The organism is Streptomyces regalis, from assembly GCF_001509475.1.
GTDB lineage: Bacteria > Actinomycetota > Actinomycetes > Streptomycetales > Streptomycetaceae > Streptomyces > Streptomyces regalis.
The window spans coordinates 1-13694 of the sequence record NZ_LLZG01000407.1 but is presented as its reverse complement, the minus strand read 5'-3'; the positions used below and the strand labels follow the sequence as shown (position 1 = coordinate 13694).

The window sequence follows — 13694 nt, the reverse complement described above, 5'->3', positions numbered from 1 at the left end:
GGAGGACCACAGACGATGCGCGAGCACGACCTGAGCAACGCCCGCTGGCGCAAGAGCAGCTACAGCGGCGGTAGCGGCGGGGAGGACTGCATCGAGATCGCCGACGGCATCCCCGGCACCGTCCCCGTCCGAGACACCAAACTCGCCCCGGACAGCCCCGTACTCCTCATCCCCACGCACGCCTGGACAGGCTTCCTCACGTCCCTGAAGTAAGCGTCGGCTGCGGCTCAGGGCCCGCCTGTCGTTCCGATTCCGCCCACAGCTTGGCGAACTGGGTGACGCGGTCCTCGATGTGGTCCGGCTCGGCGCTCAGCCAGGTCCCGTCCGGGTTGGACTCCTGGTCCGGCTTGGTCTCGAAGCAGAGTTCGCCGTCGAAGACGATGAAGTCGTCCACCTTGGGGTTCGACTCCATCAGTGACCGCACGGCTATGCGCGCTTCGATGCCACGCCTGCGCTGGCGCTCGCAGAGTGCTCTGAGCTCCGGCGTGACCTCGTCCGTGTCCCGCACGACGAACAGGCGCCGGATCTCCACGCCCCGCCTCTTGATCGCCTTCTCCTGCGCGGAGAGATACCGCTCGGCGGACCCGCTGGTCCAGAACTCCCGGTCCACCGAGGTGCTGGTGGCGTCGAGGGTCATCTTGACGCAGTCGGTGATGTCGATCAGCCACTCGTCGTTCTCGCCGGGGCAGTCCGCGCTGCCGCTGCCGAGGCCCTCCATCGTCTTGGCGAGGCGGCCCAGCTCCTTCTCCGCGAAGGCCTGCACGATGTCGCCGCCCCGCTCACGGACCTTGGTGTACCCGAGGACGAGCCGGGTCACCTCGTCGGAGCGCAGAACCGAACCGTCGACCTGGCTGAACAGCGTCGTCGCGGCGAGGATCTCGTTGAACCGTGTGTCGACCTTCTCGAACCGCTCCCCGAAGTCGATCAGGAACTGCACGATCAGCGCCGCGCTGCCGATGACGATGGACGCCACCCACTGCCAGATGTTCCCGTCGTCCTGGTCCAGGATGCTGGTCAGCAGGAAGGCCCCGCCCGCCGCCGAGGCGGTGATCACGATCCGCCAGAACATCCTGGGCATGCGCGGCTCCGGACGCGGTGCGTGACCTCCGTTGTTCCCTGCTCCTAATGGCGCTCCACTCATGTTCTGTCCCCCGTCTGTATGTGGTTGGGTTCCGCCCCTCAGCGCGGGCTGAACGCCTGGTGCGGCATCGTTACGGCCTGGAGGGCCAGTCGGTCTCTGATCCGCCGACTGAGTTTCTCCCACTGGCGGGAGAACCCCGGCTTCTCTTCCAACACGTCCCACAGGTGGCCCAGCGCGGCGTCCACGTGTGCGCGCGGCATCCACAGATGCAGTAGGTGCACCACGACCGGATGCAGCGCCTCGACGACCGAGGGCCCGTCCGCCGCGCCGATGCGGCTGTTGTCCAGCATCTGCTGAACTGTCGTCAAAAGCCAGTCGTGCAGGGCGAGATCCTCACACAGGCCGGCCGCGGCGGCGGCGGGGACGTCCTCCGGCAGCCGTAACTCCATGGTCCGCAGCCCGCCCTCGGCCACGGTGAAGTTCGTCAGGGACGCGCGCTCGCCCTCGGGCTGTCGCCGGGCGACCCAACGCAGGTGCGTGGGCCGGGACTTGAAGGGCACCCTGCGGTCGAGCAGCGCGTGGCGGCGCAGTTGGGTCAGCAGGCCCTCGGCGATCGTCCCGAGGTCGAGCTCACCGCGCCCGGCGCCGCGCAACACGCCCTCCACCGTGGCCTGTTGGGGCAGCTTGCCGAACGGCTCGACCAGGCCCGGCCGTACGAGGTACTGCCCCCAGGGGCGGCGGGTGTCGGGGCCGGCGGCCGGGGCGCTGAAGTACGCCGTCGACTGCAGCAGACGGCCCTCGGTCAGCGCCGCGCGGGCGATGACCGTACCGACCGCCCGGACCTTGCTGCCGTTGGAGGTGGGCAGCCGGCAGTCCACCCCGGTCAGCACCTCGGGGGAAAGGGCGTACATGGTGGGCCGCTCGGAGACCCGGACGTGTTCGTCGGCGCGCAGCCTGAGCAGCTGGGCGGCGGCCCGGCCGTCCAGCGCCTGGAAGGACGGCAACAGACAGGTACGCACCTCACCGCAGGCGAGGACCGAACGCGCCGACTGTCCCAGGGCCGCCGTCATCTCAGGTCCCCTCGGCCTCGGAGGAGTCGCCGGGCTCCTCGTAGAAGACGTAGGTGGCGCGCTGTGCGACGGCGGCCGGTACCGCCATCCCCTCACCGCCGGACCGGTCGGCGACCTGCCGCAGCGCCCCGGCGTCGACGTCTATCTGGTCCAGGATGAGCCGCACGGCGTCCTCGACGGCGAGGAACCGGTTCGGCATGAGCGTGCAGGTGCGGTACGCGCTGAAGGCCGCCTTGGTGTCGGTGAGCTTGATCAGCGGCGGCAGCCGGTCCCAGTCGTGCGGGAACTCCTCGCTCTTCCAGTCCTGCGGCTCCAGCACGGGCTCACCGAGGTGCCGTAACAGCCCCAGCCGGGCCAGTTGCCATACGGCGGCCAGGAAAGGGCAGGACCACAGCCGCCCGCCGTCCTTCTCGGACCACAGCTCGACGTCCATGAAGACGGAGTGGTTGCGGGCCGCGGTCTCCCCGGGCGGCTGCCAGCCCTTGACCTCGCCCAGGGCGCTGCGGGACATCGTGGGGGTGCGCTGGCCGTTGGCGAGCCAGCCGGTCTGGCTGACGGGCGGGCGGGAGCCGTAGCTGCCCGGGGGCGGCGACTCGACGAGGCGGTGCATGACCGATTCCGCGAGTTCGATGCGGTCGGCGACCGCGCAGGCCGACTCGCGGGCGAGGTAGTCGATGACGAGGCCGGCCTTCTCGGCCTCCTTCAGCACCATCGGGATCAGCTCGGCCGGAGTGGAGAAGCGGGTGAAGTAGTCGTCGATGAGGAAGCAGGTGCTGATGCGCGGGCGCTTGCTGCGGCGGGCGGCGGAGGCGCGCACGGCGTCCACCCAGATCCGTACCTCGGCGAAGTGCTCGCGCAGCCGGTCGGGCCCGGCCTCGAAGTCCTCCATGTAGAGGTGGCCCAGCTCCAGGGAGAGATGGGACAGCGGCACGGACTTGGTGACGGGCTCGGCGGTGGTCTCCCGGAAAACGGCTTCGGTCATGCCTCCTCCCAGTACTTGTCGTCGGTCAGCCGCGCGGCCAGCCGGCTCAGCGCCGTCCAGGTCTCCTGGTTGGCGATCTGGCTGTCGAGCACGTCCTCGTCGGTGATGAGCTGCTCGCGCCACTGCAGGACCGGTTCGAGGGGCACCGAGCCGAGGACCTGGCTGTAGCCGATACCGGCGGTGGAGGCGAGCTGCTTGAGGTCGCCGTCGGTCTTGCGCATCCATGCCGACTGGGTGGGCGAGACCTGGGACCACAGCGGCGATTCGGGGTCGGGTACGGCGGCCCGTACGAAGCGGATGGCGCCCCGCAGCGCCTCCTCGTCGTGGCCGCGGTGGACGCCTCCGGCGACAATGCCGCGCCTTCCGAAGACGAGGCTCGCGGCGGCCGCCACGTGCTGGCGGGTCCAGCGGTGGAAGACCAGCCAGCGGGCCGTGAGCTCGCTCATCTCGGGCTGTGCGGTGGCCTCCAGGGCCATGTCGACGGCGTAGGAGCGGCCGGCGCTGAGATCGACGATGACCAGGTCGAACTCGTGGTACAGCTTCATCAGCAGGTCGACGCACCGGCGCAGGTTGTCGTCGGTGGTGGCGAACTCGCCGCCGCTGACGTCGCCGGGCATCAGCACCAGCCGGCCGCAGCCGGGTGGCGGGTCGCGCAGCACCTGGTGTTCGGTCTTGGCCCAGACGTCGATCCGTTCCGGCTCGCTGACCTCGCCTATCAGGTAGGCGTGCAGGCCGCGGTCCTCGGCGGCCTCGCGGGCGTCGGCCACGTCGAAGACGGCCACCGCGGTGGGCGAGCCGAAGTCGAAGTCCAGGTAGCAGACGTCGTCCCCGGCCAGCGCCCGGTGGTAGGCGAGGTTGGCACTGGTGACGGAGCGGCCCGTGCCTCCCTTGTCGGAGGCGGCGAAGATCAGCACGGTTCACACTCCCCGGTCCGCGGCTTCGCGGGCCCGGGCGAGCGAGTCGAGCTGTCCCAGCACGTCGAGCGTCAACGCGTAGGCCGTACCCGGCTGTTCGTCCACGAGGCTGCGGGCGCGGCGCAACTTGACCTCGATGTTTCTGAGTTCCATTCCGTGCCGGCCGGCGTCCGTGGGCGCAGGTTCCATCTGCTCGTTGCCGAGCAGGTGTGCGGACTCACTGAGCAACGCCCTTGCCAGTTCGGTGAGTTCGAGGCTGCGGATCGGTGGCTGGCGGTACATCTCGTGCGCCTGGACCATGACCTCGGTGACCCGCTCGGTGATGCTCCATGACACCGGGACCCGCCGCTTGTGGATCTCCGCCTCGGGATAGGCGGCGTGAATGTTGTCCCACAGGCCGACGCCCTCGCCGTCGCGGATGCGGCGCCGCCACATGTGGTCGAAGATGTCCTCGGCGAGTCTGAGCAGCCGGTCGTGCGAGGCGAGGTTGCGCGACAGCGTGCACAGCTGGACGGTCCGCTTCAGCAGCTGTGCCGAGAAGTCGGTGATGGACCACGTCATGGGCGTGCCGACCCGCTCGCTGCCCTGCAACGGCAGGGCGACGCCCACGTTGTGCAGCTCGTGGACCTGGGGGTCGTCGCGGGTCATCCGGCTGGTGATGCGGCCGCGTTCGGCGAGGCGTTCCATGACGCCGACGGTGCGGGTCAGGTCGTCGTCGGTGGCCCGGCGCCGCATCAGGTCGTGCACGAGGATGGCGGCGACGGAGAGGGAGAAATACGCGGATTCCAGTTTCTGTCCCGTCGTACGCCAGGGCAGGTCCTCCAGGGGCCAGCGGTCGGCGTCGAAGCGGGCGATGCGGGACCAGTACTGCTGGGTGAGCTCCCACCGCAGCCGGAGCGCCTCGGCGAGCTTCTGCTGCTCGGTGTTGAGCAGGCCCAGGGTGAGGGTGCGGTCGGAGAACAGGTCCTGGATACCGTCGAGGGCGACCACGGTGAAGTACAGATACGGCACCGCGTTCGCGACGCCCTCGGGCTGCGGCCCGATGGGTTCGTCGGTCTCGACCTCGGGGGCGTCCTTCACCAGGCTCCACGCCCAGCCGCACTCGAAGAGCTGGTTCTCGTCCTTGAGCCCTTCCTCGACGTCGATACCGAGGCTCACGCTCTCGACGATCGCGGCGCGCAGCGCACGGAAGCGATTCTGGTACTTGTTGAGCACCTGCCGCTGCGACTGCCGTCCCTGGCCGAGGAGTTCGATGAGGGTACGGCCCTGGGAGGAGTCGGTGTCGAAGACGTTGACGGTGAAGGAGCGCAGCAGGCTCACCATGGCGGCGGTGAGCCGGTTGCTGGTGGCCTGGCGCAGCTCGGCGATCGTCTCCTTGATGTCGCTGCGCCGGGTCCTGGTCTCGTAGACCTTGAGGAAGCCGAGCGTGGCGAGGCACAGGGTGATCGACATGGAGAACGAGTCGACGACGCCGAGTTGGCGCTGCTCCTCGCTGAGCTCCTTGGTCTTGTCCGCCGACCCGAAGTAGTAACCCCCGGCGAACGTGGGCCTCTTGTCCTCACCGGTGTGGGCCCGCATGAACTCGGCCGCGGCCGTGACGATGTTGGCCGGGATGTCCAGCCGCCCGCCGGCCTTCTTCAGGACCTGCTGGACGTCGTCCTGTGTGGTGTCCGGGTCGTCCAGCCGGAACGCGGGGATCTCCGTGGCGGGGTACAGCAGGCAGAGCAGCCGCTCGGCGTCGGCAACGCTGCTCACTCCGCCCCATTCGCCCCAGTCCCACTCTCCCCCGTTGAAAGAGTGGCGAGCGATCGCCTGCCAGATGTCCAGCAGATGCTGACGTGGCTTGATCTGCATCCCATGCCCCTCACACAGGCCGCCCTGCCCTAAGTTGAGCAATATCTCTGTTCTGTTGTGAAGATTCGCTGATCAGTTATACGAAATGTCCGCATCCGAATTACAGCGCCACCCGTGGGCGACAATCATGCCCTTGTACCCCTCGCGCACCCGCGCCGAGGATTTGAGCGGCCTCACTTTGAAGTCCCTCGCAAACCGCTCCAGGCTCGCGTACACATCGGACTCTCCCACGTCGCACGCGGGGAAGAAATGCTCACCCGCGTGATAACCCTGTGAATGCGCCATGAAAGCGGCGGCGAACGGGGCACCGGGGGCCAGGCATCGCATGAAACGCTCCACGCCCAGCGCGAACTCGCCGGGGGAGGTCGTCATCGACTCGGCGACGAAGAACATGGTCCCCACGGACCACCGGCCCCCGTACCGCTTGAGTTCGAAGATGTCACCCTGCTCGACCTTGACGACCTTGCGGAACTTCTCACGCGGGTCCACATCAAGGGAGCGGTAGGCCTTCTTCCGGCACAGGGCGGTCCAGAACTTGTCCCAGTTCTCCCCGTAGGAGTCGACCTGGCCGTCCAGGTACTCCACATTCGAGGAGGAGCGCTCGAAGAGGGTGATCTCGTCGCACCACGGCAGCATGGCCAGTGCGGGATAGAGATTGACGCCGGCGCCCACATCGATCCCGGAAACCGGCCCGACGCCCTGCTTCCGGAAATGATCGCCGAAATGATCCCGGATGATCTGCAGGATCTCCGCGTCCTCTTCCTGTAAGTCGCGGTAATTGTGATCAAGGTAGGCGATCGAGTCGAATGCCTCGTCCCATGGCACATCGGCATTCTTCACCTGGCCGCCCCCCGACGATCTCTGGGTCATTCCACCAACGGTACCAAAAGCAGGCGCATCGGGAGCGCGTTGAGGCACAGACATCATGCAGTCTTGAAGACCCCGGACCGCGCTCCTCAAGATGGGCGGACCTCGAACTGAGCACCTGAAACGGCAGGCAACAGGTACTCACCCGCACGAGTGACTCCATTCCATCACACAGGGGGCGGCTGATGGCTGTACCGGAGGAACGTTTCCCTTTCTCGGGCGGCACGACTGACCAGGCATTCTTCGCCGACAGCGCCGACCGACCGCTGACCATGAGGGGCGTCACCGAGGCGGATCTGCCCGAACTCCTCCGCGTGGACAGGGAGGTCTTCCCCGAGGAGCCGTACCCGTACTTCGTGCTGCGCCAGCACTTCGACGCGCACGGCGACCGCTTCCTCGTCCTCGACGACGGGGCGTGCCTGCACGGGTACGTCCTCTTCATCAACTCATCGGACGGCTACGTGTGTTGGGTCCTGAGCCTGGCCGTCAGCGCCGACCAGCGGGGCCGTGGGCTGGGCAAGCGGCTGATGCTGGAGGTGCTGCGGCAGTTGCGCCGGGAGCGGGTCCATGAGGTGCGGCTGACCGTGGAGCCTACGAATGCGGCGGCGATCCAGCTGTACCGGTCCCTGGGGTTCTCCGCTGAGGGAGGAGTGCACCGGGACTACCTGGGGCCCGAGGAGGACCGGCTCATCATGACGTTGGGGTTGGGATTGGGGTCGGCGTAATCCCCGCCTGGGCCCCCGACACCGCCCCGCCTCCCGTGGTGGGCGACGGGGCGTGGCCTTGGACCGACTGCGAATCTATCTCTCACCGCCCTGCCCGATGAAAGAGGCGATCGTGAGTCCCAGGCCGAAGGCGGCCACGCCGGCGACCATCCCGGTTCCGGTCGCTTCGTACAGGGTTTGCTCGCCTACGACACGGCCGAAGGCGCCGGCTGCGAAGCCGAAGTTCCCGGCGCCCAGCCCGATAGATGTCGCCAGCATTGCGCTTGAGGGCGACTTCCTGGGCTCAGGCGGCGTAGTATTCATCGTCGGGTCCTGTTTCTTTAGCAGGGACATGTGGCCCACCAGGGCCCGGCGGTGTGCTGTGAGAGGTTGCGCCGCCGGGCCCTCGCGTTTGGAAATCATCGAGCCTATGCCGCTGCTCACGTGGCGCGAATTCCACTGATATCCGCACTCTCTCGCAATTTGCGGCTATGCATAGTTTCAGAGGGTGTACCCCGCGCCCCCTGCCGGTAAGTCGCGGTGGTTCTGATCAACGTAGGCGATCGGGTCGAATGTAGCCCAGTGCACATCTGCGTTCTTCAGCTGGACGTTCCCCGACGCTCTCTGGGTCATTCACTTACGGTACCAAAAGCAAGCGCACTGGGAGCGCGTCGAGGCATAAGCATCTCGCGCTCTTGAACCACCGGATTCACCCTGCTCAAGATGGGCGGATCTCGAACCGAGCACCTGAAACGGCAGGCAACACGTGCTCACCACACGGAGTGACTCCAATCCACCACATAGGGGGCATTTGATTGGCATGTCGGAGAAACGTTTCCCTGCTGGGAGTTGCAGCGCTGACCAGGCGTTATTCGCCGACAGCAGTGATCGGCCGCTCACGACCAGGGGCATCACCGAGGCGGATCTGCCCGAACTCCTCCGCGTGGACAGGGAGGTCTTCCCCGAGGATCCGTACCCGTACTTCGTGCTGCGCCAGCACTTCGACGCGCACGGCGACCGCATCCTCGTCCTCGACGACGGGGAGTGCCTGCAGTGCACCGGGACTACCTCGGGCCCGGGGAGGACCGGCTCGCCATGACGTTGGGGTTGGGGTTGGGTTCGGGGTCGGCGTAATGCCCGCCTGGGGTAATCCCCCGGACAGACACGGGAGTTACCAGGATGTGACGTTCCGTCCATCCCCGTCAGGCTGCTGCACATGAAGCAGATCACCAAGAGTGCCGCCCTGATCGCCGCCGCCTCCGGAGTCGTCTTCGGGCTCGTCACCCCGCTCACCGCGTCCGCCACCGGCGTGCCCGCGCCGCTGAAATGGACCAAGTGCGAGGGCAGCGGTCTGGACTCACGGCAGGAGTGCGCGGCCCTCTCCGTACCGATGGACTACTCCGACCCCGGCGGCCCGAAGATCGACATCGCCGTGTCCCGTATCCCCAGCGAGAAGCCCTCCGCCCGCCGGGGCGCGCTGCTGCTGATCGCCGGCGGACCCGGTGGCACGAGTCTGAACGACCCTTCAGGCAAGGGGCAGAAGCTGCCGCAGGAGGTGTGGGACGCCTACGACCTGATCGGGTTCGCGCCGCGCGGCAACGCGCCCTCCGCGCCGGTGAGTTGTGACCTTGATGCCGGAGACCTGACCCCGACGAAATCGCGCCCATGGCCCGCCCCCGACGGGTCCGTCACCGAGAACATGGCCTACGCCCGGCGTGTGTCGGACGCCTGCTCGCGCAATGGCGGAGAGCTGATGAAGCACATCAGCACCAAGAACAACGCCCGCGACATCGACCGCATCCGCGCGGCGCTCGGCGAACGCAAGCTGTCGGCGTGGGGCGACTCGTACGGCACGTACGTCGGTGCCGCGTACCTCGAACTGTTCCCGCAGCGCACGGACCGCATCGTGCTGGACAGCAACGACCACCCCGACCCCGTCCGGGCCGAACGTGCCTGGCTGGAGGCGTTCGAGGCGGGCGTTGAGGACAACTTCCCCGAGTTCGCCAAGTGGGCGTCCACGCCGGGCAATCCGTACCGGCTCGCCGACACGGCGGACGAGGTGCGCCCCCTCTTCCTCCGCCTCGCCGCCCACCTGGACCGCGAGCCGATCCCCTGGCCCGGCGCCAATCCGGCGGAGCTGAACGGCAACGTACTGCGCCAGACCATGCTGGACAGCCTCTACGACCCCGACAACTACCCGGTCCTGGCCAAGCTGATGCTGGCCGCGCAGAAGGGCACGGTGCCGCCCGCGCCGCCGGCCCCGCCGGAGGCGGCGCTGCAGAACGGCGCCGCGGTCGGCTCCGCCACCATCTGCAACGACGGCGCCTGGCCCAGGTCGGCGGCCGTCTACCGGAAGGGTGTCGCCGAGAGCCGGGCCAAGTATCCGCTGACGGCGGGCATGCCGAGGAACGCGATGATGTGCGCGGCGTGGCCGTGGCAGCCGAAGGAGGCGCCGGTACGGGCCACCGACCGCGGCCCGTCCAACGTCCTCCTCGTCCAGAACGAGCGGGACGTGGCAACGCCGCTGAGCGGCGCCCTGAAGCTGCGTGAGGCCCTCGGCAGGCGGGCCGTCATGGTCACCGTGAACTCCACCGGCCATGGCGCCTACCTCGACAACGGCAACGCCTGCGGGGACGCGACGGTCTCCCACTTCCTGGCGACCGGGGAGCGGCCCCGCGAGGACCTCTACTGCAAGTGATCCGGTACTGCGAGTGATCCGGCCTAGGACCGGCACGCCCTGGCGTACTGTCGCGCCACGGCGTGGAAGGCCTCCTTCGGTTCCCAGTGCCAGTCCGAGGTCGGGTCGTCGGGGCGGTCCTTGATCGGCTTGGTGATGGCGTAGCTCGCGAGGTCGAGGTCGTAGCGCGGGTTGTCGGGGCGGTGTGGGGCGTCCGGGGTGACGAACTCGAAGGCCATTGCCGCGTACAGGCCCATCGACTCGAAGACCTCCAGCAGATCGGTCATGTAGGCGGCCTGTGTGCGCTCACTGCGCACCGGGTCGCCTTTGATCTCGTTGGGCTCCTTCGTGTAGTCGACGATGTTCCAGCCCACGCCGGCCGTCTTCGGGGCGCCGACGTACGCGCATGTGCCGAACTCGGTGATCGCCAGAGGCTTGCCCCAGCGCTGGTAGCGACGCAACTCCCTTATGTAGTCGGCGGATTGGCGATGGAACGAGTAGTAGTCGATGCCGATGACGTCGAAGAGGTTCCAGTCGACCGGTTCGAACTCCTCGTCCTGTGCGGCGGCGTAGCTGAGGCGGCCGTGGAAGACGGACCGGCCGACCGCCGCCGCCTTCGCCGTAAAGCGAGCGAGTCGGCGCTGCATCTTCGCCATGTCGACCGTGCCCTTCAGGAGGTTGTCGATCCGGTCCAGGACCGTCTCCCCCGGCACGATCCCCGGCACGAACAGCCAGAACTCGCAGCCCACGCTGAAGTCGACGCTCGCGCCCTGCCGGCGCAGCCGCTCCGCGAACCGGCCGCACTCGGCGATGCTCTCCAGGATGTCCCGCTCCGGTATGTCCCCCAGGGTCGGCTGGAGCCAGACGTGCAGCCCGCGTTCGGCGGCCTCAGCGGCCGTGGCGGTGAGGCGCTCGACGCCGTCGAGGGTGTCGGCGTGCAGCTCGTCGCGGATCACCCGGACGTCCTCGCGCATCCGGGCGGCATTCCACGCGGTCCCCGGTGTCTCGCCCTCCCCGACGGTGTAGACGACGCCCCTGTGCTTCAGTCCCCTGTGCTTCGGCTCCGCCCCTGCCTGCCCCGCGGGCAGGACCGCCCCCGCCAGCCCGACGGCCGCCGCCCCCGCCAGAAACCGTGCCCTGCTCATCCCCTTGCTCTTCTCCATACGGCCACTGTGGCGAGCGCGGCGCCGCAGCACCGTCCGCCGAAGGTCTACGGCGCCGCAACCAAGGGATGAGACAGAGCGTCGATCACTGAAGAGATCGTCGAAGGCCCACGAACGAAGGAGAGCGAGATCTTAAGCGCCGCCTCAACCCCCAAGTCCCCGATGACCAGACGCACGCTGCTGACGGCCGGCACCACCGTGGCCGCGCTGCTCGCGAGCAGCCCCGCCCACGCCACCCCCGGCGACGACGACGTCACCACCCGCCTCCGCGCGCTGGAGGAGCAACACGGCGCCCGCCTCGGCGTGTTCGCCCACAACATCGCCACGAAGCAGACCGTCCGCTACCGCGCCGACGAGCGCTTCCCGATCTGCTCCCTGTTCAAGACCCTGGCGGCCGCGGCCGTCCTGCGCGACCTGGACCGGGACGGCGAGGTGCTCGCCAAGCGCATCCACTACACAGCGGACGACCTGGTCGAGAACTCCAAGGAGACCGAGAAGCACCTGGCCACCGGCATGACCGTCGCCGAACTCGCCGACGTGGCCATCCGCTTCAGCGACAACACGGCCGGAAACCTCCTCCTGCGCGAACTCGGCGGCCCCACCGCCGTCACCCGCTTCGCCCGCTCCCTCGGCGACCCGGTGACCCGCCTCGACCGCTGGGAGACGGAGCTCAACTCGGCGGAGCCGTGGCGCACCACGGACACCACGAGCCCGCGTGCGATCGGCCGGACGTACGCCCGCCTGGTCCTCGGCAACGCCCTGAACCGCCCCGACCGCGACCTCCTCACCCACTGGCTGCTGAACAACACCACCAGCGCCAACCGCTTCCGCGCCGGCCTGCCCAAGTCATGGACCATCGCGGACAAGACCGGCGGCGGCTTCTACGGCACGAACAACGACGCGGGGATCGCCTGGACCGAGGACGGCACCCCACTCGTCCTGGCGGTCCAGACGACGAAGCCGGAGCAGGACGCGGCGCCGGACCACGCCCTGATCGTCGAGACGGCGGCGCTCCTGGCGGAAACGCTCACGTCAACTACCCGTCGCTAAAGCGGCGAGCTTGCACAGCAGGCGCCACCGGCTGTAGCGCTGCGCTTGCGTCTGGTCCCACCCTCGGGTGTTGGGGGTGGGTCTGGGGCGGTTGACTGCGCCCCGCGTCGCCACAACTCTTCCGCACGAGCGCGGATGTTGCGGGAGCCATTACGGTCTGCGTGATCAACGAATCCGCAGGACCGGCACGCGAACCACGCCTGTGAGACGCGGTTCGCCTTGTCTACATGGCCGCATTCGGCGCAGGTGCGGGAGGTGTACGCCGGATCGACGTGCACCAGAGGCACTCCCGCCTTGCGGGCCTTGTACGCGATGAACGCTCCGAGCTGGGCGAAGCTCCAGCTGGAGTGGGTAGCCCGTTGGGGCTTGCGAAGCCGTACCCGCTCACGGATCCCTGTCAGATCCTCCAGGGCGATCCCGCGACCGGTGCGTTCTGCCTCAGCCACCACGTGTTTCGCGATCTTGTGGTTGATGTCCTTGGCCCGCCGCGCTTCCTTACGCCTGCGTTTCTTCAACCGGCGTTTGGCGGACGGGGTGTTCTTGCGTTGCAGCTTGGTGCGCAGCGTGCGTTCGCGCAGCCGTCCCCGGTTCAGGGCGCGCCCGGCCATGATCTGGCCGTCCGAGGTGGTGGCGATGTTCACGATGCCCAGATCAATGCCCAGGAACCCGGCCGGATCGGCATTCTGCTCGGCTTCGGGGATCTCGCAGGTGGCCTGCAGGAACCACATGCCGTCCCGGGCGATCAGGTCGGACTCGCCCTTGCGGTACAGGGCCAGCCGGGCCAGCTGCTCCGGGGAGGCAATGAACGCCACGCCCTTCACCCGCCCGTCCAGGGTCCAGATGGAGATGGTCCGCTCCGGGATCTGCCAGGAGAGCATCCGGTCGTCATAGGGCTGCGCACTCTCAGGACGGAAAACGATCGGCTTCTGTGTGGCCCGCCGGTATCGCTTGGACCACGGCTTGCCCAGGTTCCCGGCCTTCGCATTCGCCGCCAGTGTCCGGTAGGCGTCACAGGTCTTCTTGATGGTGTGCTGGGCGGCCTGCGCGCCCAGCCCCCACCGCTGCTTGACCTCGGCGTAAGTGTGCTCGCGCAACGCGAAGTTCCGCTTCACATCCTTGGCGAACGCCACCCCGGACACCCAGGTAGCCGCCTCGTTGCAAGCATGCAGGGTCGCCTCAAGTGCCGCCGCCTGCACGGGCGTCGGCAACAGCTTGACCTGCACCACCAGCTTCATGACACCCAACCCTACGAGCACGGCCGCACAAACAGACGACTTCCGCACACCTGCCCCACCTTCCAGTGACGAGTCGACCGAGTGTTCTATGTCGCCC

14 protein-coding genes are annotated in these 13694 nt (G+C 68.1%); 5 read left to right on the top strand and 9 right to left on the bottom strand.

Annotated features, from left to right (window positions below; genetic code table 11):
* Positions 1-15 precede the first annotated feature (15 nt).
* Positions 16-213 (top strand): DUF397 domain-containing protein, encoded by a 198-nt coding sequence (locus ADL12_RS44560; RefSeq protein ID WP_062714290.1) that lies wholly within the window; start codon positions 16-18, stop codon positions 211-213.
* On the opposite strand, the gene ADL12_RS44555 is transcribed toward ADL12_RS44560, so the two are convergent.
* The 6 genes from ADL12_RS44555 to ADL12_RS44530 all read right to left on the bottom strand — a co-directional run bounded on the left by ADL12_RS44555 (position 197) and on the right by ADL12_RS44530 (position 6771).
* On the bottom strand, positions 197-1078 hold the full coding sequence (locus ADL12_RS44555) for a DUF6879 family protein (protein ID WP_244188273.1): 882 nt from the start codon (positions 1076-1078) through the stop codon (positions 197-199). The two genes, ADL12_RS44560 and ADL12_RS44555, sit on opposite strands and share 17 nt — an antisense overlap.
* A gap of 101 nt (positions 1079-1179) precedes the next feature.
* Positions 1180-2151 (bottom strand): SCO2521 family protein, encoded by a 972-nt coding sequence (locus ADL12_RS44550; protein ID WP_062714286.1) that lies wholly within the window; start codon positions 2149-2151, stop codon positions 1180-1182.
* Between the two features lies 1 nt (position 2152).
* Positions 2153-3133, bottom strand: coding sequence for an SCO2522 family protein (locus ADL12_RS44545; RefSeq protein ID WP_062714284.1), 981 nt, complete (start codon positions 3131-3133; stop codon positions 2153-2155).
* Positions 3130-4047, bottom strand: coding sequence for an SCO2523 family variant P-loop protein (locus tag ADL12_RS44540; protein ID WP_062714282.1), 918 nt, complete (start codon positions 4045-4047; stop codon positions 3130-3132). Before ADL12_RS44540 ends, ADL12_RS44545 begins: the two co-directional genes overlap by 4 nt.
* Before the next feature lie 3 nt (positions 4048-4050).
* The gene (locus ADL12_RS44535; protein WP_062714280.1) at positions 4051-5901 is read right to left on the bottom strand and encodes an SCO2524 family protein; all 1851 of its coding nucleotides are present in this window, start codon (positions 5899-5901) and stop codon (positions 4051-4053) included.
* Positions 5902-5973: 72 nt separating this feature from the next.
* Positions 5974-6771, bottom strand: a complete 798-nt coding sequence (locus tag ADL12_RS44530; protein ID WP_062714277.1) for an SCO2525 family SAM-dependent methyltransferase — start codon at positions 6769-6771, stop codon at positions 5974-5976.
* 182 nt (positions 6772-6953) lie between these two features.
* On the opposite strand from ADL12_RS44530, the gene ADL12_RS44525 reads away from it, so the two are divergent.
* Positions 6954-7493 carry a GNAT family N-acetyltransferase gene (locus ADL12_RS44525; protein ID WP_062714275.1) on the top strand — a complete coding sequence of 180 codons (540 nt, stop codon included), beginning with the start codon at positions 6954-6956 and terminating at the stop codon, positions 7491-7493.
* Positions 7494-7568: 75 nt separating this feature from the next.
* Here ADL12_RS44525 and ADL12_RS44520 read toward each other — a convergent pair whose 3' ends face one another.
* Positions 7569-7751, bottom strand: coding sequence for a hypothetical protein (locus ADL12_RS44520; protein WP_062714273.1), 183 nt, complete (start codon positions 7749-7751; stop codon positions 7569-7571).
* 541 nt (positions 7752-8292) lie between these two features.
* Here ADL12_RS44520 and ADL12_RS52005 point away from each other — a divergent pair.
* Together ADL12_RS52005 and ADL12_RS44510 are read left to right on the top strand one after the other, a co-directional pair.
* The gene (locus tag ADL12_RS52005) at positions 8293-8571 is read left to right on the top strand and encodes a hypothetical protein (protein WP_244188272.1); all 279 of its coding nucleotides are present in this window, start codon (positions 8293-8295) and stop codon (positions 8569-8571) included.
* Between the two features lie 117 nt (positions 8572-8688).
* The gene (locus tag ADL12_RS44510) at positions 8689-10170 is read left to right on the top strand and encodes an alpha/beta hydrolase (protein WP_062714271.1); all 1482 of its coding nucleotides are present in this window, start codon (positions 8689-8691) and stop codon (positions 10168-10170) included.
* Positions 10171-10193: 23 nt separating this feature from the next.
* Here ADL12_RS44510 and ADL12_RS44505 read toward each other — a convergent pair whose 3' ends face one another.
* Positions 10194-11312, bottom strand: coding sequence for a hypothetical protein (locus ADL12_RS44505; protein ID WP_062714269.1), 1119 nt, complete (start codon positions 11310-11312; stop codon positions 10194-10196).
* 162 nt (positions 11313-11474) lie between these two features.
* On the opposite strand from ADL12_RS44505, the gene bla reads away from it, so the two are divergent.
* On the top strand, positions 11475-12362 hold the full coding sequence (bla, locus tag ADL12_RS44500) for a class A beta-lactamase (protein WP_062714267.1): 888 nt from the start codon (positions 11475-11477) through the stop codon (positions 12360-12362).
* Here the strand turns inward: bla and ADL12_RS44495 are convergent.
* Positions 12359-13597 (bottom strand): RNA-guided endonuclease InsQ/TnpB family protein, encoded by a 1239-nt coding sequence (locus tag ADL12_RS44495; protein ID WP_062714338.1) that lies wholly within the window; start codon positions 13595-13597, stop codon positions 12359-12361. The two genes, bla and ADL12_RS44495, sit on opposite strands and share 4 nt — an antisense overlap.
* Between the last annotated feature and the right edge of the window lie 97 nt (positions 13598-13694).